At 55.3% G+C, this 21,787-nt stretch carries 19 protein-coding genes; 13 read left to right on the top strand and 6 right to left on the bottom strand.

Annotated features, from left to right (window positions below; all coding sequences use genetic code 11):
- Positions 1 to 125: 125 nt before the first annotated feature.
- From epd to fbaA, 3 genes are all read left to right on the top strand, one after another.
- On the top strand, positions 126 to 1,145 hold the full coding sequence (epd, locus tag GYRE_RS12155) for an erythrose-4-phosphate dehydrogenase (RefSeq protein ID WP_006818371.1): 1,020 nt from the start codon (positions 126 to 128) through the stop codon (positions 1,143 to 1,145).
- A 48-nt stretch (positions 1,146 to 1,193) separates the two neighbouring features.
- On the top strand, positions 1,194 to 2,357 hold the full coding sequence (pgk, locus tag GYRE_RS12150; protein WP_038255535.1) for a phosphoglycerate kinase: 1,164 nt from the start codon (positions 1,194 to 1,196) through the stop codon (positions 2,355 to 2,357).
- A gap of 91 nt (positions 2,358 to 2,448) precedes the next feature.
- A complete protein-coding gene (gene fbaA, locus GYRE_RS12145) occupies positions 2,449 to 3,528 on the top strand; it encodes a class II fructose-bisphosphate aldolase (RefSeq protein WP_038255533.1) in 1,080 nt (359 codons plus the stop codon).
- Positions 3,529 to 3,573: 45 nt separating this feature from the next.
- Here the strand turns inward: fbaA and GYRE_RS12140 are convergent, their stop codons facing one another.
- Positions 3,574 to 4,476, bottom strand: coding sequence for a carbamate kinase (locus GYRE_RS12140; RefSeq protein WP_038255532.1), 903 nt, complete (start codon positions 4,474 to 4,476; stop codon positions 3,574 to 3,576).
- Between the two features lie 323 nt (positions 4,477 to 4,799).
- Between GYRE_RS12140 and GYRE_RS12135 the strand changes: the two genes are divergently transcribed.
- The 9 genes from GYRE_RS12135 (at position 4,800) to srsR (ending at position 14,397) form a co-directional block, all read left to right on the top strand.
- Positions 4,800 to 6,023, top strand: coding sequence for an MFS transporter (locus GYRE_RS12135; RefSeq protein ID WP_038255529.1), 1,224 nt, complete (start codon positions 4,800 to 4,802; stop codon positions 6,021 to 6,023).
- Positions 6,024 to 6,036: 13 nt separating this feature from the next.
- Positions 6,037 to 7,704 carry an acyl-CoA synthetase FdrA gene (locus GYRE_RS12130; protein ID WP_006818376.1) on the top strand — a complete coding sequence of 556 codons (1,668 nt, stop codon included), beginning with the start codon at positions 6,037 to 6,039 and terminating at the stop codon, positions 7,702 to 7,704.
- 16 nt (positions 7,705 to 7,720) lie between these two features.
- Entirely contained in the window at positions 7,721 to 8,983 is a 1,263-nt protein-coding gene (locus tag GYRE_RS12125; protein WP_006818377.1) for a YlbE family protein, read from the top strand.
- A gap of 40 nt (positions 8,984 to 9,023) precedes the next feature.
- Entirely contained in the window at positions 9,024 to 9,899 is an 876-nt protein-coding gene (locus GYRE_RS12120; protein WP_038255527.1) for an oxamate carbamoyltransferase subunit AllH family protein, read from the top strand.
- Positions 9,817 to 10,746 (top strand): HTH-type transcriptional activator AllS, encoded by a 930-nt coding sequence (gene allS / locus GYRE_RS12115; protein ID WP_038255525.1) that lies wholly within the window; start codon positions 9,817 to 9,819, stop codon positions 10,744 to 10,746. Before GYRE_RS12120 ends, allS begins: the two co-directional genes overlap by 83 nt.
- Before the next feature lie 159 nt (positions 10,747 to 10,905).
- A complete protein-coding gene (locus tag GYRE_RS12110) occupies positions 10,906 to 11,766 on the top strand; it encodes a small-conductance mechanosensitive channel MscS (RefSeq protein ID WP_006818380.1) in 861 nt (286 codons plus the stop codon).
- Between the two features lie 142 nt (positions 11,767 to 11,908).
- A complete protein-coding gene (gene argO, locus GYRE_RS12105) occupies positions 11,909 to 12,544 on the top strand; it encodes an arginine exporter ArgO (protein ID WP_038255523.1) in 636 nt (211 codons plus the stop codon).
- A gap of 90 nt (positions 12,545 to 12,634) precedes the next feature.
- Positions 12,635 to 13,378 carry an oxidative stress defense protein gene (locus tag GYRE_RS12100; RefSeq protein WP_038255521.1) on the top strand — a complete coding sequence of 248 codons (744 nt, stop codon included), beginning with the start codon at positions 12,635 to 12,637 and terminating at the stop codon, positions 13,376 to 13,378.
- A gap of 122 nt (positions 13,379 to 13,500) precedes the next feature.
- Positions 13,501 to 14,397, top strand: coding sequence for a LysR family transcriptional regulator SrsR (gene srsR, locus GYRE_RS12095; protein WP_006818383.1), 897 nt, complete (start codon positions 13,501 to 13,503; stop codon positions 14,395 to 14,397).
- Here the strand turns inward: srsR and scpC are convergent.
- The 5 genes from scpC to argP all read right to left on the bottom strand — a co-directional run bounded on the left by scpC (position 14,394) and on the right by argP (position 20,914).
- Complete coding sequence (gene scpC, locus GYRE_RS12090) at positions 14,394 to 15,860, bottom strand: succinyl-CoA:acetate CoA-transferase ScpC (protein ID WP_006818384.1); 1,467 nt, start codon at positions 15,858 to 15,860, stop codon at positions 14,394 to 14,396. The genes srsR and scpC overlap by 4 nt on opposite strands.
- 25 nt (positions 15,861 to 15,885) lie before the next feature.
- Positions 15,886 to 16,671 (bottom strand): methylmalonyl-CoA decarboxylase, encoded by a 786-nt coding sequence (scpB, locus tag GYRE_RS12085; protein ID WP_006818385.1) that lies wholly within the window; start codon positions 16,669 to 16,671, stop codon positions 15,886 to 15,888.
- A gap of 10 nt (positions 16,672 to 16,681) precedes the next feature.
- A complete protein-coding gene (gene meaB / locus GYRE_RS12080) occupies positions 16,682 to 17,677 on the bottom strand; it encodes a methylmalonyl Co-A mutase-associated GTPase MeaB (RefSeq protein WP_038255519.1) in 996 nt (331 codons plus the stop codon).
- Positions 17,670 to 19,814 (bottom strand): methylmalonyl-CoA mutase, encoded by a 2,145-nt coding sequence (gene scpA / locus GYRE_RS12075; RefSeq protein ID WP_006818387.1) that lies wholly within the window; start codon positions 19,812 to 19,814, stop codon positions 17,670 to 17,672. The genes meaB and scpA overlap by 8 nt, the downstream gene beginning before the upstream one ends.
- A gap of 206 nt (positions 19,815 to 20,020) precedes the next feature.
- Positions 20,021 to 20,914 carry a DNA-binding transcriptional regulator ArgP gene (gene argP, locus GYRE_RS12070; RefSeq protein WP_006818388.1) on the bottom strand — a complete coding sequence of 298 codons (894 nt, stop codon included), beginning with the start codon at positions 20,912 to 20,914 and terminating at the stop codon, positions 20,021 to 20,023.
- Positions 20,915 to 21,062: 148 nt separating this feature from the next.
- On the opposite strand from argP, the gene rpiA reads away from it, so the two are divergent.
- A complete protein-coding gene (rpiA, locus tag GYRE_RS12065) occupies positions 21,063 to 21,722 on the top strand; it encodes a ribose-5-phosphate isomerase RpiA (protein WP_038255517.1) in 660 nt (219 codons plus the stop codon).
- Positions 21,723 to 21,787: the final 65 nt, after the last annotated feature.

Genomic DNA, 21,787 nt, shown 5'->3' with positions numbered 1-21,787 from the left:
CAGTCGATTAAATGTTCGACAAATAATCAATCAGTCGCAGTTTGTGACAGGCAAGGTTTCCCTCAGGGCGTGGCTGCATTACTCTGTTTGCCACCTCAAATCAGGGAAAGTCTAGCGAGAGACCTATGACCGTACGCGTAGCGATTAATGGCTTTGGTCGCATCGGGCGTAACGTGGTTCGTGCACTGTATGAATCCGGACGCCGGGCGGAAATCACCGTGGTGGCAATCAATGAGCTTGCCGATGCTACCGGCATCGCGCATTTATTGAAGTACGACACCAGCCACGGCCGCTTTGCCTGGGATGTCCGTCAGGAGAACGAGCAACTGTACGTCGGTGACGATGCAATTCGTCTGCTCCACGAGCGCAGTATTGATGCGCTGCCGTGGCGGGAGCTGGGTGTGGATGTCGTACTCGACTGCACCGGCGTGTATGGCACTCGTGAAGACGGTGAAGCGCACCTCGCGGCTGGCGCGAAGAAAGTGCTCTTTTCTCATCCCGGCAGCAACGATCTTGACGCCACCGTCGTCTTTGGTGTGAACCAGGACGAGCTTCGCGCCGAGCATCGCATTGTCTCCAACGCCTCCTGTACTACAAACTGCATAATCCCCGTCATCAAATTGTTAGATGATGCTTTTGGCATCGAGTCGGGGACGGTAACTACCATTCACTCTGCCATGCACGATCAGCAGGTGATTGACGCTTATCATCCGGATTTGCGCCGTACGCGTGCCGCGAGTCAGTCCATCATTCCGGTTGATACAAAACTGGCGGCGGGGATCACCCGTATTTTCCCGCAGTTTAATGACCGTTTTGAAGCGATTGCGGTGCGAGTTCCAACGATAAATGTGACGGCGATCGACCTTAGCGTGACGGTGAAAAATCCGGTAAAATCCTGTGAAGTCAACAGCTTGCTGCAAAAAGCAGCGCTGGGAGCATTTCATGGTATAGTTGACTATACGGAATTGCCGTTGGTCTCCACCGATTTTAACCACGATCCGCACAGCGCCATCGTTGATGGAACGCAGACGCGAGTGAGTGGTGCGCACCTCATCAAAACGCTGGTCTGGTGTGATAATGAATGGGGCTTTGCCAACCGAATGCTCGACACCACGTTGGCGATGGCAGCTATTGGTTTCAGGTAAGACGCGAATGCGTCTGCAAAACTTTATGAATCAATGAGAGGATTCACCATGTCTGTAATTAAGATGACCGATCTGGATCTGGCTGGCAAACGCGTTTTCATCCGTGCGGATCTGAACGTGCCGGTTAAAGAAGGGAAAGTGACCAGCGACGCGCGTATCCGTGCATCTCTGCCGACCATCGAACTGGCCCTGAAACAAGGCGCGAAAGTGATGGTTACCTCCCACCTGGGTCGTCCGACCGAAGGCGAGTACAACGAAGAATTCTCTCTGCTTCCGGTAGTTAACTACCTGAAAGAAAAACTTTCCAGCCCGGTTCGCCTGGTGAAAGACTACCTCGACGGCGTTGACGTTGCTGCTGGTGAACTGGTGGTTCTGGAAAACGTTCGCTTCAACAAAGGCGAGAAAAAAGACGACGAAGCGCTGTCTAAGAAATACGCTGCACTGTGCGACGTGTTCGTGATGGATGCATTCGGTACCGCGCACCGCGCGCAGGCCTCTACCCACGGTATCGGCAAATTTGCTGATGTTGCTTGTGCAGGCCCGCTGCTGGCCGCTGAGCTTGACGCTCTGGGTAAAGCGCTGAAAGAACCGGCTCGCCCGATGGTTGCTATCGTCGGTGGTTCTAAAGTTTCTACCAAACTGACCGTTCTGGATTCTCTGTCCAAAATCGCTGACCAGCTGATCGTCGGCGGCGGTATCGCTAACACCTTCGTTGCCGCTCAAGGCCACAACGTGGGTAAATCCCTGTACGAAGCAGACCTGGTTGACGAAGCTAAACGCCTGCTGACGACCTGCGATATCCCGGTTCCGACTGACGTTCGCGTGGCGACCGAGTTCTCTGAAACCGCCACCGCGACCCTGAAATCTGTTAACGACATCAAAGATGAAGAGCAGATCCTGGACCTCGGTGATGTTTCTGCACAGAAACTGGCAGATATCCTCAAAAATGCCAAAACCATTCTGTGGAATGGCCCGGTTGGCGTGTTCGAGTTCCCGAACTTCCGTAAAGGTACCGAAATCGTGGCTAACGCCATTGCTGACAGCGACGCGTTCTCTATCGCAGGCGGCGGTGACACGCTGGCCGCTATCGACCTGTTCGGTATCTCTGACAAGATTTCCTACATCTCCACTGGCGGCGGCGCATTCCTCGAATTCGTGGAAGGTAAAGTACTGCCAGCAGTAGCAATGCTCGAAGAGCGCGCTAAGAAGTAAGACCTAAAGGGCAGGGAAACCTGCCCATTTTTCAGCGCGCTATACAAGCACGCACCCATTTCTAACGGCCGAAGATACAGGACTACGTAACATGTCTAAAATTTTTGATTTCGTAAAACCTGGCGTGATCACTGGTGATGACGTTCAGAAAGTGTTCCAGGTAGCAAAAGAAAATAACTTTGCTCTGCCAGCTGTTAACTGCGTGGGGACTGACTCCATCAACGCCGTTCTGGAAACCGCAGCAAAAGTTAAAGCACCGGTTATCGTTCAGTTCTCCAACGGTGGCGCTGCGTTCATCGCGGGTAAAGGCGTGAAAACCGACGTTCCTCAGGGCGCTGCAATCCTGGGTGCTATCTCTGGCGCGCATCACGTTCACCAGATGGCTGAGCATTACGGTGTTCCGGTTATCCTGCACACTGACCACTGCGCTAAGAAACTGCTGCCGTGGATCGACGGTCTGCTGGACGCGGGTGAAAAACACTTCGCAGCCACCGGTAAGCCGCTGTTCTCTTCTCACATGATTGACCTGTCCGAAGAGTCTCTGCACGAGAACATCGAGATCTGCTCTAAGTACCTGACTCGCATGTCCAAAATCGGCATGACCCTGGAAATCGAACTGGGTTGCACCGGTGGTGAAGAAGACGGCGTGGACAACAGCCACATGGACGCTTCTGCACTGTACACCCAGCCGGAAGACGTTGATTACGCGTACACTGAACTGAGCAAAATCAGCCCGCGTTTCACCATCGCTGCTTCCTTCGGTAACGTACACGGCGTGTACAAGCCGGGTAACGTGGTTCTGACCCCGACTATCCTGCGTGATTCTCAGGAATATGTTTCTAAGAAACACAACCTGCCGCACAACAGCCTGAACTTCGTGTTCCACGGCGGTTCCGGTTCTTCTGCTCAGGAAATCAAAGATTCCGTGAGCTACGGCGTTGTGAAAATGAACATCGATACCGACACCCAATGGGCGACCTGGGACGGTATCCTGCAGTACTACAAAACCAACGAAGCTTACCTGCAAGGTCAGCTGGGCAACCCGAAAGGCGAAGACCAGCCGAACAAGAAGTACTACGATCCGCGCGTATGGCTGCGTGCTGCACAGAGCAGCATGATCGTTCGTCTGGAGCAGGCGTTCAAAGAACTGAACGCGGTAGACGTACTGTAATCTGCCTGATGGCAATAAAATGGCTTCCCTCGGGAAGCCATTTTTTTAGTGAATGCAGGTGCCTTTTTCTCCGCTGAGGATCTGCGGCGCATCTTTTAGCGCTCCGATAAAGGCCGGGTTTCCGCTACGGCGAACGAACTGGATAACCGCGGCGGCTTTCGGCCCCATCGCGCCGTCGGGTGCGGCAAAGGGCGCTAACTCTTCAATCGTCACCTTCCGCAATGCACGCGCCTGCGGCGTGCCCCAGTCCTGATAGACGGCATCGGCGTCGGTGAGAATAAGCAGCATATCGGCATCGATGGACTGTGCCAGCACCGCGGCGGTCAAATCCTTATCAATTACCGCTTCTACGCCCTGATAGCCGTGTTCATGCTCCACCACCGGAATACCGCCACCGCCGCAGCAGATAACCAGATGCCCGGCGGCCATCAGTGTTTCAATCGCCGCGCTGTCGACAATTTTCAGTGGTGCAGGGGAGGGGACAACCCGGCGAACGTACTGCCCATCCGCTTTCACCTGCCAGCCATGCTGTTGCTCGAGCGCTGCTTTTTGTTCCGCCGGATAGACCGGGCCGATAAATTTCCCCGGAGCCTGGAAGGCTTCATCTTCCGGATCCACCACCACGCGGGTCAGAAGTGTCGTCACCGGCAGGGCGTCGGCGTACTGAGAAACCCCTTCGGCGATGGCGTAACCAATCATCCCCTGGCTTTCTGCGACCAGAATATCCAGCGGCCACGCCGGAGACTCACGATAGGCCGCATTCTGCAGCGCCAGTAAACCCACCTGCGGGCCGTTGCCGTGGACGATGACCAGTTGATAGTCACGCGCCAGTTCAGAGACCATTCTGGCGAACAGCTGAATGCTGCGCTGTTGGTTCTCGGCGCTTAATGCTTCTCCGCGCTGTAGCAATGCGTTACCACCCAGCGCAATGACCAGTTTCTTTTTCATTCTGACCTCAAATAATAGAAATATTTCCCCCTCAAAATATAAGATTTATTAATTTAAATTGTGATCGTAAGAGGAATTCATCTATTGGTAAAAATATCTCGCTAATGTTTTATGCTAGTGTGGTTTTTATTTAACGATATTTAATAATCATTATTAGAGTTTTTTTAATAATCACATGGGTAATGCTCAGTAATTTATAACAATGGATATAGTGTGATTTCGCGCAAATGAAATAGTGCTACGACCCGATAAGTTGAAGACAGTTAAACATCAAACCTCATTGACTGAGGTATTCAACGGTAATGATTACCGGGAGATTGCTTATGTCTGGATCGTGTGAAGTGGCCGATGTGCCGAAAAAAAGAGGGATACCCGCATGGTGGGTAACGGTATTCCTGTTCTGGTTAGGGTGGATCTTTATGTATGCCGATCGCACCATTCTTAACCCGGTGATGGGTGAACTGGAAAAAGAGTTTGGTTTAACCGGCACCCAGCTTGGGATCCTGAACTCGGTATTCTACTTCTCCTATGCGCTGCTGCAGGTCCCGGCCGGGGTACTGGGCGACAAAATTGGTAAGAAAAAGGTGCTGGTACCGGGCTTTATTCTGTTTGGCGCCTTCACTGCTGTGACCGGATGGGCCAAGACCTGGACCACCTTGCTGTTCGCCCGCGTGGTGACCGGGGCTGGCGAAGGCACCTATTACGGCCCGCAGTATGGCCTCTCTTCAGAGCAGATCCCGAAAAAATACCGTTCTCTTGGTAGTGCGATTATCAATAGCGGGATGGCGTTCGGTATTGCCCTCGGTCTGATGACCTCAAGCTGGCTGGTCTACGATAAAGGTTACTCCTGGCGTATGCCGTTTTACGCCATGGCTATCCCTTCTATTCTGGTGGGGGTTGCCATCTGGCTATTCGTAAAAGAGAAAAAACGCAGCAAAGATGAAAATGGTCAGGCGGTTAAAAAAGGTAAATTCAGCGATTTACTGAAAAACCGCAACCTTATTCTGACTTATATTATGGTGTTCTGTAGCCTGTTTGGATTCTTCGTTATTCTGACCTGGCTTCCTTATTATTTGCAAAATGAGCGTGGAATTGCCGGTAGTGAAACCGGGTTTATTTCTTCGCTGGTGGCGTGGATATCTATTCCCGGCGCACTGTTATTCTCCAGTCTTTCCGACAAATTAGGTCGCCGCAAACCGCTGATTATGTTCCTGGTGCCGGTGGCAATTCTCAGCATGCTCTCCATCGTCTGGATGCCGAGCATGACCGGGGTCATCGTGGCGCTCTGCATCTATGGCCTGGTGGGCAAACTGGCGCTCGATCCGGTGCTGGTGGCGCTGGTTGCGGACAGCGTGGATGAGAACAACTACAGCACCGCCTTCGGTCTGTTCAATTTCATTGGTATGAGCTCCTCCATTCTGGCGCCGATTATTGCCGGTGCTGCCCGTGATATTACCGGCAGCCTGGCGTCCAGTTTCTATGTCTCTGCTGCGCTTCTGGTGGTGGGGCTTATCAGTATGCTGTTTTTAAAAGAAAAACGTTCATAAAGAGGTAGCGGTAATGATTTACGCCTTTATTAAGAAGGGAAGTTTTCAGGACTCCGTCAGCCTGATGATTATTTCTCGCAAATTAAGCGAACGCCCGGAGGTCGATCAGGTGTCCGTGATGATGGGAACGCCGGCTAATAAATCGATGCTCGATTCTACCGGGTTCTGGCATGACGACTTCGCCAGTGCGACGCCGAACGATATTTGTGTTGCGGTGCGCACGACCCAGGAAGTGCCGGGGATCATGGATCTTATCCGTGAGCAGCTTGAGAAAGAGCTGAACGCCATCGCCAATGCGTCCGGTAGCTCCAGCCAACTGGTGAAAGCGCGCCGCTGGGAGAGTGCCTGCCAGAAACTGCCGCAGGCTAATCTTCTGCTGGTGTCGGTAGCGGGCGAGTATGCCGCAGACGTGGCTCGTGAAGGGCTGCTCGCAGATAAAAACGTGATGATGTTCTCCGACAACGTGCCGCTGGCGCAGGAAGTGGAGCTGAAAAAGCTGGCGCAATCCCGCGGCCTCATTGTCATGGGGCCGGACTGCGGCACTGCGATGATCGCCGGTAGCCCGCTGGCGTTTGCCAACGTCTTGCCGAAAGGGGATATCGGTGTCATCGGTGCATCCGGCACCGGGATCCAGGAGATAACTTCGCAGATTGCCCTGCACCAGCAGGGGATCTCCCACGCCATTGGTCTTGGCGGGCGTGATTTAAGCGCCGACGTTGGCGGTATCAGCGCGCTGACCGCGCTGGAGATGCTGGCCGGTGACGACGCCACGCAGGTGATTACCTTTGTCTCTAAGCCCCCGGCCGCAGAAGTTCGTCAACGCATTATCACGGCGATGCAAACCCTGAATAAACCGGTGGTGGCGTTGTTCCTCGGGAGCAAACCGGAGCAGCGCCGCGAAGGTAACGTCTGGCTGGCAACGTCGCTGTCTGACGCTGCGCGTCTGGCGGTGCTGCTGGCGCACGTTGAGCAACAGCGTGGCCTGCAACCGATGGTCGCCGGGAAAACCATTCATGGCCTGTATGCCGGTGGCACACTGGCAGCCGAAGCGGCGATGCTGCTTTCCGCAAGCCTCGGCATTCCTCTCAGCACAGACCACCCGGACGGCGTCATGCTGGCGCAGGGTGGCCATCGTATTGTCGATCTTGGCGATGACAGCTACACCCTGGGCCGTCCGCATCCGATGATCGACCCGACGACCCGCACTATCGAAATCGAAAAGCTGGCGACGCAGCCAGAAGTGGGCGTGCTGCTGCTCGACGTGGTGTTGGGCTACGGCGCCTGTGAAGATCCTGCCGGAGCCGTGGTGGATGCTATTGCACAACTGCAGGCGAAACGTGGAACAAACGCACCGCTGGTCACCATCGCGACCTTAACCGGTACCGAGCAGGATCCGCAGGGGCGCTCCGGGCAAAGCGAAAAGCTACGTGAGGCAGGTATCGCGGTGGCGGAAACCCTGGAAGAGGCGGTGCTGCTGGCGGTGAGTCTTACCCATCAGCAGGCCCATACCCATCACGATGTGCATTATTCACTGCTCGACGGGGTGCAGGTGATCAACGCCGGGCTGCGTAGCTTCGCGCTGGATCTGCAAAGCAGCAACACGCCGGTTGTGCACTATCAGTGGGCGCCCGTTGCCGGTGGTAACGCGCGTCTCGCCAGTTTACTCAAACAGTTACGTTAAGTTCAGAGGTACGGATATGTATTCATCAATTGCGCAGGCTAACGAAGCCATCATTGAACGAATTAAAGCAGCGCGTCCTCACTGGATAGCGGTTCGCCCGGCGAAAGAAGCGGTGCCGGTGCTGGCGCAGGGGCGCAAGCTGCTGCACGCCGGGCCGCCGATCGCGTGGCAGGATATGACCGGACCAATGCGCGGAGCCTGTATCGGCGCGGCCATGTTTGAAGGTTGGGCGAGCAGTGAAGCCGACGCGGTGCGTCTGCTGGAGCAGGGCGAAGTCGAGTTTATTCCATGCCACCATGTGGGCGCAGTGGGTCCCATGGGCGGTATTACCTCGGCGACCATGCCGGTGCTGGTGGTGCGTGATGTGGTGCACGGCAATGAGGCCTGCTGCAACCTGAACGAAGGCATTGGTAAGGTGATGCGCTTTGGTGCCTACGGCGAAGACGTGCAGCAGCGTCTGCGCTGGATGCGCGATACCTTAGCTCCGGTGCTACAGGCAGCGCTCAGCGAGATGGAAGGTGGCGTGGATCTGACCGCCATGATGGCGCAGGCTATCACCATGGGTGATGAGTTCCATCAACGTAATATCGCCGCTTCTTCGTTGTTGCTGCGCGCGCTGTCGCCGGTTATCGCCCGTCTTGATCGCGATAAAGCCGAGCTTGCCGATGTGCTGCAGTTCCTGAGCGTCACCGACCAGTTCTTCCTGAACCTGGCGATGGCCTACAGCAAAGCGGTGATGGACGCTGCGGCAGAAATCAAAGCCGGATCGGTTGTCACCGCCATGACGCGAAACGGTCGTGAGTTCGGGATCCGCGTTAGCGGCACCGGCGATCGCTGGTTTACTGCTCCGGTGAATACGCCGCAGGGGCTGTTCTTCACCGGCTACAGCCAGGCCGACGCGAACCCGGATATCGGCGACAGTGCGATTACCGAAACGTTGGGTATCGGCGGCGCTGCGATGATTGCGGCCCCGGGCGTTACGCGCTTTGTTGGTGCCGGCGGTATGGGGGCTGCGCTGGAAACATCAGAGGAGATGGCTGAAATTTATCTCGACCATAACCCGTTGTTCCAGATCCCGTCGTGGGATTTCAAAGGTGCCTGTCTCGGTCTGGACGTTCGTCGGGTAGTCGAAACCGGTATTACGCCGCTTATCAACACCGGTATTGCCCACCGCGAAGCCGGGATCGGGCAGGTGGGGGCAGGCACCGTGCGTGCGCCGCTGCTGTGCTTTGAAAAAGCGCTGGAAGCACTGGCAGAGCTGCATCATATCAGCGCCTGACAGGTAGGGGCGGCGCAGGCCGCCCCGGAGTTGATTCGTTATGAACATTGATGCACTAGCCTGTGCCGGGCTCGATCGTCTCGCCGATGGTTACTGGAGCCTGCACAGCCGCTTTACTCAGGCGGTAAACTTTTCCCATCGCAACGGGCAGTTGCTGACCTTCTGGCGCTATGGCAAAGGCATGGGGCCCGGCGGGCTGCTGCTGTCGACACGCGACTTCTCCTTAATCTCCACGCTTCAACACGTTGAAAAGCAGGGCCTGCGTCTGCAGGGCGACGGCATGGTGCTGCGCGCCCGGCGAGTACTGGCGCTGACGGCAGGGCGTGGGAAGCTATGCCGCCCGGCGCTCTCTTCGCTGCAGGCTCCAACCGGCCTGTGCGGTTCTCTCCATGAACTTAACAGCGAGCAGGAAGATTACCGGTTGCTGCGGGATGGGTTGCAGATCTGGCACCGAGGTGGTGTACCGGAGTGGTCAATGCTTATCGGCAAGGGGCCGGGGCTCACTCCCGGCGGCGATGATATGCTTACCGGTGCGATGGCGGTGCTGTGGACGACTCCCTGGGCCGCAAGATTGCAGGGAACCGCGTTTTTACCCCCTGCCGGTCAACTCGCTTTTCTGACAACTTCTGTAAGCTGTAGTTATCTTAATAGCGCCAGAGAGGGAATGTTCTCCACCCCGGTATTACGCGTGTTGCGACACCTGCAGTCGGGACGTAACTCGCTCCCCACCATTCGACGTTTATTGTCTGTCGGGCATACCTCCGGCGCGGATATACTGACCGGCATGGTGGTGGCGCTGGACTGGCTACAGACATTGCAATGCGGGAGGGATCATGCTGGATCAGGAAACTATTCGAACGTTTATTCGGGTTGCGGAGACGGAGAGCTTCTCCCGTGCCGCCAGCGCGTTACATAAAACACCGGCGGCGATAAGCTACCGCATCAAAACGCTGGAGGAGCAGGTCGGCACACAGCTTTTTCTGCGCACCACCCGTTCGGTGAGCCTGACGCTTGCCGGGCAGCATCTGCTGGAACATTGCCGCCAGTGGCTGAACTGGCTCGATGCTATGCCGGACGAGCTGCAGCAAATTAACGAAGGTGTAGAAAGGCAGGTGAATATTGTAGTGAACAACCTGCTGTACCAGCCGCAGGCCGCCGCAGATTTACTCACCTGGCTGCATCAGCAATATCCCTTTACTCGTTTCCAGGTCTCGCGCCAGGTGTATATGGGCGTCTGGGATTCCTTACTGTACGACGATTTCCACCTGGCGGTAGGCGTCACCGGATCGGAGTCGCTCTCTAACACCATCTCATTATTACCTCTCGGTGATGTCGGCTGGCAATTTGTGATTGCCGCGTCGCATCCGCTGGCCTGCCACCCGGCACCGGTACTCTCCGACGATATCTTGCGTCGCTATCCGGCCATTAATATTGATGACACTTCGCGAACGCTGACCCGTCGGGTGGCGTGGCTGTTGAGCGGGCAAAAAGAGATCAAGGTGCCGGATATCGCCACCAAGCTCGCCTGTCATTTAAGTGGGCTGGGCGTCGGTTTTCTGCCCGAGCGCCTGAGCCGCCCCTACGTGGAGTCGGGGGCGCTGGTGGTGCGTGAAGTGGTAAATCCTCGCCGTCCTTCGCCACTTTCGGTGGCATGGAAAGTCGCCGACAGCGGAAAGGTTGTGACCGATATTGCCCGCCTTTTCGCGCAAAAAGACCCCTTAGTGAGTGGGTTTTTACGCATGATCGACCGGCCCGTGGAATAATCTCTTTACGCCATAGAATCTTCTTATTTTACGTTTTGCTGTGGCTCAGGTGATTCTGAAAAATGGCAAATTCTGTGAATTTTGTTAACCTTTGTCGTTAACTTTTTTTGTGATGCTGATCTCATTGGCATGGTTAGGGTTCTTCAAAAGGAAGGGTAAATGGAAGATTTAAATGTTGTCGACAGTATAAATAATGCCGGTGGCTGGCTGGTGCGCAACCAGGAGCTGCTGTTGAGCTATGCCGTCAACATCGTCGCGGCGCTGGCCATTGTTATCGTCGGTATGATTGCGGCACGGATCATTTCCAACACCATCAATCGTCTGATGGTGGCACGTAAAATTGATGCCACCGTGGCGGATTTTCTGGCCGCACTGGTGCGTTATGCCATCATCGCGTTTACGCTGATTGCGGCGCTGGGTCGCGTGGGTGTGCAGACCGCATCGGTCATCGCGGTACTCGGTGCCGCGGGTCTGGCCGTTGGTCTGGCACTGCAGGGCTCGCTCTCTAACCTGGCGGCCGGCGTGCTGCTGGTGATGTTCCGTCCTTTCCGCGCCGGTGAATATGTTGACCTCGGCGGCGTCGCCGGTACCGTGCTGAACGTACAGATTTTCTCCACCACCATGCGTACCGTGGATGGCAAAATCGTGGTTATCCCGAACGGGAAAATCATCGCTGGCAACATCATCAACTTCTCCCGCGAGCCGGTACGCCGTAATGAATTCATCATCGGCGTGGCCTACGACACCGATATCGACAAGGTGAAAGCGCTGGTAATGCAGATCCTGCAGTCTGACGATCGTATTCTGAAGGACCGTGAGATGACCGTGCGTCTGAACGAGCTGGGTGCTTCCTCAATCAACTTCGTTATTCGTGCGTGGAGCAAAAGTAGCGATCTGCAGGCCGTATACTGGGACGTGCTGGAGCACATTAAGCGTGACTTCGATGCCAACGGTATCAGCTTCCCGTATCCGCAGATGGATGTGCACGTGAAGCGTTCAGCAGAAAGCAGCGCAGAGTAAAATGCAGAGGGTCGGTTTAACCGGCCCTTTTTACATTAATGCTAATTAGCAACTCTAATGTCTGATTAATATTATCAATTTCCTCTAATGATTCTCTCGCGTTATAGTCTCGCTCATTAACGAACTGTACGAGAAAATTATCGTGTTATCTTATTATTTTCAAGGTCTTGCACTTGGTGCTGCCATGATCCTGCCGCTAGGTCCGCAAAACGCCTTTGTCATGAATCAGGGGATCCGTCGCCAGTATCATCTGATGATTGCTCTGCTGTGTGCGGTCAGCGATCTGCTGCTTATCTGCGCCGGGATTTTTGGCGGCAGCGCACTGTTGATGCAGTCGCCGTGGCTGCTGGCGCTGGTCACCTGGGGGGGCGTAGCGTTCCTGCTGTGGTACGGTTTTGGCGCGCTGAGAACGGCGATGAGCAGCAACCTTGAGCTGGCGAGCGCTGAGGTGATGAAGCAGGGGCGCTGGAAGATTATCGCCACCATGCTGGCGGTGACCTGGCTCAATCCGCACGTTTATCTCGATACCTTTGTGGTGCTGGGAAGCCTGGGCGGACAGCTTGAGATGGAACCGAAGCGTTGGTTTGCGCTCGGCACCGTCAGCGCCTCATTCCTGTGGTTCTTCGGTCTGGCGCTGCTGGCCGCCTGGCTGGCCCCGCGTCTGCGAACGGCTAAAGCGCAACGCATCATCAATATTCTGGTCGGTCTGGTGATGTGGTTTATCGCTTTTCAGCTGGCGAAAGAAGGTGTTACGCACGTTCAGTCCCTGTTCAACTAAGCGTTATCTTATGGACTTTTGCCGGTCTGAAGCTAAGCTTGCTGGCATGCGCCCTGTTTTGGGTGAACTACGTAACAAGGAGGAACGACAGTGAAATTCAAAGTGATGGCCCTGGTGGCATTGATTGGTTTAAGTGCAACCGCGGTCCAGGCAAATGAATTGCCGGATGGCCCGCACATTGTCACCTCTGGCACAGCGAGCGTGGATGCGGTTCCGGATATTGCGACCATGTCCATTGAAGTCAATATCGCCGCGAAAGACGCCGCGACCGCGAAGAAACAGGCTGACGATCGCGTGGCGCAGTACCTCTCTTTCCTTGAACAGAGCGGTGTCGCGAAGAAAGACATTAGCTCCGCTAACCTGCGCACGCAGCCAGACTACGACTATCAGAATGGCAAAAGCGTCCTTAAAGGCTACCGCGCAGTGCGCACCGTTGAGGTCACTCTGCGTCAGTTAGACAAGCTGAATTCTCTGCTGGATGGCGCGCTGAAAGCGGGTCTGAACGAAATCCGTTCTGTATCGCTTGGCGTTGCGCAGCCAGAGTCCTATAAAGATAAGGCGCGTAAAGCCGCTATCGATGATGCCATTCATCAGGCAAAAGAGCTGGCCGCTGGTTTCAACAGCAAGCTCGGCCCGGTGTACAGCGTGCGCTACCACGTTTCTAACTATCAGCCGAGCCCGATGGTACGGATGATGAAAGCCGCCGATGCCCCGGTATCTGCGCAGGAAACCTATGAGCAGCCGACGATTCAGTTTGACGATCAGGTTGATGTGGTGTTCCAGCTGGAGCCCGCAGCGGGTCAGGCAGCGGCAACGCCTGCTAAAGCGCAGTAATGATTGCAGACCCGGCTACCCAGCCGGGTTTTTTCTGTGAGTAACTGTAAAAATGAGACCGCACCGCGAGTCTTTTTTTTGGTCTGAATGAGGATATGCCATAGTGATTTTATGAGGTGACTATGGATATTTTTATCTCAAAAAAGATGCGTAATTTTATTCTGCTGGCACAGACCAATAACATCGCCAGAGCTGCAGAAAAAATACACATGACCGCATCACCCTTCGGGAAAAGCATCGCCGCACTGGAAGAGCAAATAGGCTATACGCTGTTTAATCGTAAAGATAATAACATCAGCCTCAATAAGGCCGGGCAGGACCTGTACCAGAAACTCTTTCCTGTCTATCAGCGGCTCTCAGCCATTGATAACGAAATCCACAACTCTTCTCGTCGCCGACGAGATGTCGTTATCGGTATCGACAATACCTATCCGACCATTATTTTTGACCAGCTGATTAGCCTTGGTGATAAATACGAAGGGGTGACCACCCAGGCGGTGGAGTTCAGCGAGAATGAGGTGATCGATAACCTGTTCGACCGGCAGCTTGATTTTATTATTTCACCGCAGCATGTTTCCCCTCGCGTGCAGGGGCTGGAAAACCTGGCGGTCAGTGAGCTACCTCCTTTGCGTCTGGGGTTTCTGGTATCCCGGCGTTACGAGGAAAAACAGCCGCAGGATCTGCTACGAGAGCTACCCTGGCTACAAATGCGTTTCCAGAATCGGGCCAATTTTGAGGCGATGCTGGATGCCTGGATGCGCCCCAGCGGGATCAACCCGACGATTATTTATCGTCCTTACAGCTTTATGGCCAAGATCAGCGCGGTGGAGCGTGGACAGTTTCTGACGGTTATTCCCTATTTTGCCTGGCGCTTAGTGAATCCGTCGACGCTGAAGTATTTTGATGCTCCCGGCAGCCCAATGTACATGCAGGAGTTTCTCTATTCGCTGAAAAATCATCGCTATACCACCACGATGCTCCAGCAGATTGCTGAGGATCGTGATGGTACGGAAAATTAACCCAGCATAGAGCCGGTTTCCAGCAGGTGACGATGCAGATCGAACGCATGGCTGAGATCGTGATGGATATGTCCGCCGGGGGCGTTTTCCAGATAGTGGTGCAGATAATCGCGGTACAGAGGATGGGCGCAGTTGTCGATGATGGTGTGCGCCCGTTGTAGCGGGGATAATCCGCGCAGATCGGCAATCCCCTGTTCGGTGACGATCACTTTGACGCTGTGTTCGCTGTGATCGACATGGCTACACATAGGCACGATGGCAGATATTTTCCCCTCTTTGGCAATCGACGGAGCCATGAATATCGACAGGTAGGCGTTGCGTTCGAAATCGCCGCTGCCGCCAATACCGTTTATCAGGTTCACCCCCGCGACGTGCGTGGAGTTGGCGTGGCCATAGATATCGAATTCCAGACCGACGTTGAGCGCGATAACCCCCAGCCGACGGATGATCTCCGGGTTATTGGAGATCTCCTGCGGGCGCAGCACTATCCGGCTGGCGAAGAAATCCATATTGTCATAAATATTCCGCAGCGATGGCGCAGATACCGTCAGGCTGGAGGCGCTGGCACCGGTGACTTTACCTGTTTCCAGCAGATGCACCACCGATCCCTGCAGCACTTCTGAATACATCATAAAAGGTGGAATATCGGGGTTCTCACCGAGTCTCGCCATGACCGCATTGTTAATATTACCGACGCCGCTTTGCAGGGGCAGAAATTCTGGCGGAATACGTCCGCGCGCCATCTCTTCCAGCAGGAAGGAGACCACATTGTCAGCGATTTGCTGGCAGACAGGATTGGTTTTATCCAACGCATTTCCGGCATCGGGTAGCTCGGTTTCGACTACCGCGATGATTTTTTTCGGGTCTATCTGAACGTACTGGCTTCCTATGCGATCCATGGTATGAAAAATGGGGACGCTGTTACGGCGCGGCGGCGCCCCGGGGATCACGATGTCGGCAAGCTCCGCCACTCGTGGGCTATGGTAATGATTCAATTCAATAATGACTTTTTTCGCCCGCAGCAGCCAGGTGGGCGCATTACCGATACCGCTGGAAAGCCAGATCCGACCATCAGGCGTAATGGCGGAGGCTTCGATGACAGCGACATCGATGTCGCCGAAAAAACCGTAATTAACCATCTGCGCCACTTCACTCAGATGGAGGTCGATAAACCTTACCTGACCCTGATTGATTTTCTCACGCAGGCCGGGTGACGTTTGATAAGGCGCACGCCAGGAAAGGGCGTCCGCCTTTGATAGCGCATCATCAGCGGCTGCGCTAATTGATGCTCCGGTCAACAGGCGGATCTGGAAGGGCTTCCCGGCCAGATGCTGTTCGCGGGCTCGTTGGGCAATCGCAGCGGGCAGCGCTTTTGGGGAACCTGCGGGCGTAAAACCGCTGAACGCCACCATATCATCGTGCTGGATAATTTCTGCCGCTTCTTCGGCATTCATCTGTTTCATGCCCGTCTCCTCCCGCTAAACGGTATTAATGGCCGACAAAATTGGGTTTACGTTTTCCCAGAAACGCGTTCATCCCTTCCTGATAATCATCGCTGTCGTAAACGGCGCGACGCATACCCTGAATGCGTTCAAATTCATCGGAGTTCATGGTGTGCGCTTCGCCAAGGACGCGCAGTTCTTCCTTAATGACCGCAATTGCCAGCGGCGCTTTTTCCGAGATGTGGTGCGCCATCTGCAGGGTGAAATCCTCCAGCTCTTCGGCATCGACGACGTGGTTGAGAATGCCGACCGCCAGCGCGCGCTGCGCGGTGATCGGCAGGGCGGTGAAAATCAGCTCTTTAACGATATGGAAACCCGCATCGCGGGTCAGGTTGTGTATACCCACCAGGTTATACGGCACACCGAGGTTGACCGGGGTCATTGAGAACGTTGAGGTTTCGGCGGCGATGATCAGATCGGAACTCATGATCATTTCAAAAGCGCCGCCCCAGACGCTGCCCTCGACCATCGAGATCACCGGTTTGGGGTATTTTTGGATCATGCGGGTTATCTGGCGTAGCGGATCGTCATAGGAGAGCGGATCGCGACGTCCGGTGGGCAGCTCGTGAATGTCATGCCCGGCAGAGAACACTTTTGCTCCGCTCGGGGCGCGCAAAATGATGCAGCGAATTTCAGGGCGATTGAGATCGCTGAGTGCCCTGGTGAGATCGTCAATAAACACTTTGCTCAGCGCGTTAAGCTTGCGGGCATAATTGAATTCAATGACCGCAACTTTCTGAATGATAACAACCTTGACGTAGTGATAGGACATAATGTTCTCTTTATTCAAAGTAATGATGCTGGATAAATTCGCTGATATGCCGCAAACCGGCGCGCGGCGAAAGGTCATTTTTTTTCACTGACAGCAGCGTTTGCTGGAAATAGCGTTTGAAGTCAGCGTGGGTAAAGAGCAGGTGTAGCGCTTCTTCTTCGGTCTGCTTTTGCAACCAGTCCACGGCCTGCAGCTGACGGTTTTTTTCCAGCCGACCGCTGTCGGTAAGACGCGTCTGGAAGTCGGATATCGCTTGCCAGATTTCCTCGATACCGCGTTTTTCGAGTGCGCTACAGGTCAGAACCCGTGGCTGCCACTCGTCATATTTGCGGCGCAGAATGTGCAGGGCGGATTCGTACATATGGCGGGCAATGGCGACCTGGTTGCGGTTATCACCGTCATCCTTGTTGATGACAATCAGATCTGCCATCTCCATAAGCCCTTTTTTAATGCCCTGGATCTCATCGCCGCCGCCTGCTGTCTGTAACGAAATAAAGCAGTCGACCATATGGGCAACTTCGGTTTCGGACTGCCCGACGCCGACGGTCTCGACAATCACCACGTCGAAGTTTGCCGCCTCGCAGAGCAGCATGAGCTCGCGTGCGCGCTGGCTGGCGCCCCCTAAATGTCCGCTGGACGGTACCGGGCGAATGAAGGCTCCCTCTGCGCGCGCCAGCTGGGTCATCCTGGTTTTGTCGCCAAGAATGCTGCCGCCGCTGACCGGACTGCTGGGATCGACCGCAATCACGGCGACCCGCAATCCCCGACGAATCAGCAGCATCCCGAAGACTTCCAGAAAGGTGCTTTTCCCCGCGCCCGGCGTGCCGGTGATCCCCAGGCGCAGGGCGCGACCGGTGAACGGCATAATGGCGTCCAGCAGCTGTGTGCTTAGCGCCTGGTGACGGGGATGATGGCTTTCAACCAGCGTCATGGCCTGGGCGAGCGTGGCGCGATCGCCCAGACGCAGGAGACGGACGGAATCCGCAAGCGTGGTGGCGTTAATCATGATGCTGGCTGATGCGGGTGAGTACATCGCGGACGCTATCGAGCATCGGGGTGCCGGGGCCGTAAATGGCCGCAACGCCGCGCTCGTGCAAAAAAGCATAATCCTGTGGAGGGATCACACCGCCTGCCACCACGCAGATATCCTCACGACCCCACGCTTTGAGGGCTGTAACCAGCTGTGGAATCAATGTCTTATGGCCTGCGGCCAGCGATGAGGCGCCGATGACATGGACATCATTTTCTACTGCCAGGCGAGCAATCTCTTCCGGTGTCGAGAACATCGGGCTGAGATCGACATCGAAACCAAGATCGGAGTAGGCGCTGGCGATCACTTTTGCACCGCGATCGTGGCCATCCTGGCCCATTTTGGCGATCAAAATGCGTGGGCGACGACCGTTCTCTTCCAGGAATCGATCCGTTTGCGCAAGAATGGCATCGAACTCGTCAGCCGATTTATCAGACTGATGGTAGCTTTGCGCAATCACGCCGGTGACGCACTGGCTGGGGACCAGATAGCGGTCAAAGGCGGTTTCCAGCGCGTCGGAAATTTCCCCGAGCGTGGCACGAACGCGTGCGGCTTCGACGGCGGCGGCCAGCAGGTTTTCATGATGTTGCGCCGCGTGGGTCAGCGCCGTTAGCGCATTTTTGACGGCAGCGTTATCGCGAGTGGCGCGGATATGCTGCAACGAGGCAATCTGCTCGTTGCGCACTTTCACGTTGTCGATTTCCAGCACCGCGGTTTCGTCTTCTTTATCCAGCTTGTACTTGTTGACGCCGACGATGACTCGCTTGCCCTGGTCGATCAGCGACTGTTCGCGCGCCGAGGCTTCTTCAATCATGCGTTTGGGGAGCCCGGCCTCGATCGCCTTCGCCATCCCTCCAGCCTCATCAATCTGTTGGATGATGGTGCGCGCCTGCTTAACGATCTGATCGGTGAGTGATTCGACGTAATACGATCCCGCCAGTGGATCGACGGTGCGGCAGATCTCTGACTCTTCCTGGATGATTATCTGAGTATTACGCGCGATGCGGGCCGAGAAATCCGTAGGCAGACCAAGCGCCTCATCAAAGGCATTGGTATGCAGAGACTGTGTCCCGCCGAGCGTGGCACCGAGCGCCTCAATGGTGGTACGGACCACGTTGTTATAGGGATCCTGCTCGGTCAGGCTCCAGCCTGAGGTCTGGCAATGGGTGCGCAGGGCTAAGGATTTCGGGTTGGTGGCGCCAAAACTACTCACCGCTTCGCTCCACAGATAGCGGGCGGCGCGCAGCATCGCGACGTTCATAAACAGATCCATGCCGATGCCAAAAAAGAACGACAGACGTGGGGCGAAGTCGTCAATTTTCAGCCCGGCAGACAGCGCGGCTTTAATATATTCAATGCCGTCGGCCAGGGTGAAAGCGACCTGCTGTACGCAGTTGGCGCCGGCTTCACCCATGTGATATCCACTGATGCTGATGGTGTTAAAGCGCGGCATGTTGCCCGAACACCAGGCAATGATGTCGGCGATAATGCGCATCGAGGGTTTGGGTGGATAAATGTAGGTGTTGCGGCACAGATACTCTTTCAGAATATCGTTCTGGATAGTCCCGGTCAGCTGCTCTGGCGTAACGCCTTGCTCCTGGGCTGCCACGATATAAAACGCCATCACCGGCAATACCGCACCGTTCATGGTCATTGATACGGACATCTTATCCAGCGGGATCTGGTCGAACAGCACCTTCATGTCTTCGACGGTATCAATCGCCACCCCCGCTTTGCCGACATCGCCCGCCACGCGCGGGTTGTCAGAGTCATAGCCTCGGTGAGTGGCAAGGTCAAAGGCGACTGAAAGCCCTTTTTGTCCGGCGGCGAGGTTACGGCGGTAAAATGCGTTGGACTCTTTGGCGGTGGAGAACCCGGCATACTGACGAATTGTCCATGGCTGGGCGGTATACATCGTGGCGCGCGGGCCGCGGACGTAGGGCGGCAGGCCGGGGAGCGTGCCGGTGACTTCCAGATTATCGAGATCGGCTTCGGTATACAGTGGCTTGATGGCAATCCCTTCCGCCGTTTGCCGTTCCAGCGATGCCACGGTTTGTTCCCGTCTGCTGAGCTCTTTGTTGGCGAGTTTTTGCCATTCCAGCGTGTTAACCATTTTTTGCTCCGTATTACGCAATAATTTGAATATTTGCGAATACGGTGAGCTCTTTCAGCGGGCTTGTCGCCAGCAAAAAATAGCTAACAGGGCGTCGTTTTTTGCCGCGTGCTGTATTTTATTTTGTGATGGATTTCAAAGACGTGGTGGAGATAACGTGAAAAGGCGGGAGCCGGATAACCACGCGTTATCCGGCGATAAACGGCTTAATTCTGACGCAGGACTTTGTGGCCATATTCCACGAGCGCGTCGGTAACCCGGCGCATCATGCGGCTTTCTGGCGCAAAACGATGCCAGTAGAGCATCCGGCGCTGGAACAGACCTGGGGTCAGATCGATAAGTTCGCCAGAGGCCAGCTCCTTTTCAATTTGCAGATGCGGGATCATACAGCAGGTGGTGCTTTGACGCGCCAGCTGCACAAACGCTTCCGACGAGTTCACGATGTGGCACGGCACGCTGCCCGGTGGCAGATCGAAGTGCTGCTGCAAAAACGCCTGATGCATGTCGTCGAGATGATCGAAAGCGACGACGGGGGCTTTCAGCAGCGATGCGCGGGTGACGCCGTTCGGGAAATAGCGCTCGGCAAAAGGCTTTGAGGCAACGAACAGGTAGTCCAGCGCCCCGAGTTGATCCACCAGACAGCTTGGCAGCGCCTGGGGCTGAATACTCACAGCGCCTACCACTTCACCCCGACGCAGGCGCTCCTGAGTGCGCGTTTCGTCTTCCACCTGTAAATTCAGGCGGATAGGGGAGTTTGCCAGTACGCCCGCCAGCGCAGGCAGCAGCCAGGTGGCCAGGCTGTCGGCGTTGACCGCCAGCGAAAGCAGCAGCGGGGTTGAGCCGGTTTGTTCATCCCCCAGCCATTCCTCTTCCAGGAGTTCAACCTGACGCAGCAGCGCCAGCAGCTTTTGTCCCTGCTCGGTCGGGCGGGGGGGAACGGTACGCACCAGCAATGGCTGGCCGAACATGTTCTCCAGCTGCTTAATACGCTGCGAAACGGCGGACTGGGTAATACACAGCTTCTGCGCGGCGCGCTCGAAGCCTCGTTCCCGGATGACCGCATCCAACGCCTGTAGTGTTCTGTAGTCAGGTCGTTTCATCAGATCTGGCTAACTCCTGTGATGTCTGTTGTTCGCACTATGACATAAATTTGTCTTTGATACAGACCAAATTGGTGAGCTGGCATGACACATGCTTTCCGGTAATGTTTTATAATGCCCGCACCTAATCACTCCATGGGTAAGAATCATGACGCAGGATGAACTGAAAAAAGCAGTAGGCTGGGCAGCACTTCAGTATGTACAACCGGGCACCATCGTTGGTGTCGGTACGGGGTCCACGGCGGCGCATTTTATTGACGCGCTGGGCACCATGAAAGGGCAGATTGAAGGGGCGGTTTCCAGTTCGGACGCTTCTACCGAGAAACTGAAAAGCCTCGGTATCACCGTATTCGATCTTAACGAAGTTGACCGTCTGGGGATTTACGTCGACGGTGCCGACGAAATTAACGGCCACATGCAGATGATTAAGGGCGGCGGTGCGGCTTTGACTCGCGAAAAGATTATCGCGTCTGTCGCAGACAAGTTTATCTGCATCGCGGACTCCTCCAAGCAGGTCGATATTCTGGGCAACTTCCCGCTGCCGGTTGAAGTGATCCCGATGGCCCGCAGCGCCGTAGCGCGTGAGCTGGTGAAACTCGGTGGCCGTCCGGAATATCGTCAGGGCGTAGTGACCGACAACGGTAACGTGATCCTCGACGTGTACGGGATGGAAATCCTCGATCCTGTCGCGATGGAAAATGCCATCAACGGCATTCCGGGCGTGGTAACGGTCGGTCTGTTCGCCAATCGTGGTGCAGATGTTGCGCTGATTGGCACCGCCGACGGCGTTAAAACCATTGTGAAATGATCTGACGGGAGGCATTGTCCTCCCGTAAAAATTTTTGCCTGGTGATATTTGGTGACTTCTGTCAC

Origin of the sequence: Yokenella regensburgei ATCC 49455 (assembly GCF_000735455.1) — a bacterium.
GTDB classification, from domain to species: Bacteria; Pseudomonadota; Gammaproteobacteria; order Enterobacterales; family Enterobacteriaceae; genus Yokenella; species Yokenella regensburgei.
The sequence above is the reverse complement of the archived record's forward strand: the minus strand, read 5'-3'. Positions and strand labels throughout refer to the sequence as shown.

Coding starts and splice junctions, on each gene's coding strand:
- epd (WP_006818371.1), top strand. CDS start 126: ATGACCGTACGCGTAGCGATTAATGGCTTTGGTCGCATCGGGCGTAAC.
- pgk (WP_038255535.1), top strand. CDS start 1,194: ATGTCTGTAATTAAGATGACCGATCTGGATCTGGCTGGCAAACGCGTT.
- fbaA (WP_038255533.1), top strand. CDS start 2,449: ATGTCTAAAATTTTTGATTTCGTAAAACCTGGCGTGATCACTGGTGAT.
- GYRE_RS12140 (WP_038255532.1), bottom strand. CDS start 4,476: ATGAAAAAGAAACTGGTCATTGCGCTGGGTGGTAACGCATTGCTACAG.
- GYRE_RS12135 (WP_038255529.1), top strand. CDS start 4,800: ATGTCTGGATCGTGTGAAGTGGCCGATGTGCCGAAAAAAAGAGGGATA.
- GYRE_RS12130 (WP_006818376.1), top strand. CDS start 6,037: ATGATTTACGCCTTTATTAAGAAGGGAAGTTTTCAGGACTCCGTCAGC.
- GYRE_RS12125 (WP_006818377.1), top strand. CDS start 7,721: ATGTATTCATCAATTGCGCAGGCTAACGAAGCCATCATTGAACGAATT.
- GYRE_RS12120 (WP_038255527.1), top strand. CDS start 9,024: ATGAACATTGATGCACTAGCCTGTGCCGGGCTCGATCGTCTCGCCGAT.
- allS (WP_038255525.1), top strand. CDS start 9,817: ATGCTGGATCAGGAAACTATTCGAACGTTTATTCGGGTTGCGGAGACG.
- GYRE_RS12110 (WP_006818380.1), top strand. CDS start 10,906: ATGGAAGATTTAAATGTTGTCGACAGTATAAATAATGCCGGTGGCTGG.
- srsR (WP_006818383.1), top strand. CDS start 13,501: ATGGATATTTTTATCTCAAAAAAGATGCGTAATTTTATTCTGCTGGCA.
- scpC (WP_006818384.1), bottom strand. CDS start 15,860: ATGAAACAGATGAATGCCGAAGAAGCGGCAGAAATTATCCAGCACGAT.
- scpB (WP_006818385.1), bottom strand. CDS start 16,671: ATGTCCTATCACTACGTCAAGGTTGTTATCATTCAGAAAGTTGCGGTC.
- meaB (WP_038255519.1), bottom strand. CDS start 17,677: ATGATTAACGCCACCACGCTTGCGGATTCCGTCCGTCTCCTGCGTCTG.
- scpA (WP_006818387.1), bottom strand. CDS start 19,814: ATGGTTAACACGCTGGAATGGCAAAAACTCGCCAACAAAGAGCTCAGC.
- argP (WP_006818388.1), bottom strand. CDS start 20,914: ATGAAACGACCTGACTACAGAACACTACAGGCGTTGGATGCGGTCATC.
- rpiA (WP_038255517.1), top strand. CDS start 21,063: ATGACGCAGGATGAACTGAAAAAAGCAGTAGGCTGGGCAGCACTTCAG.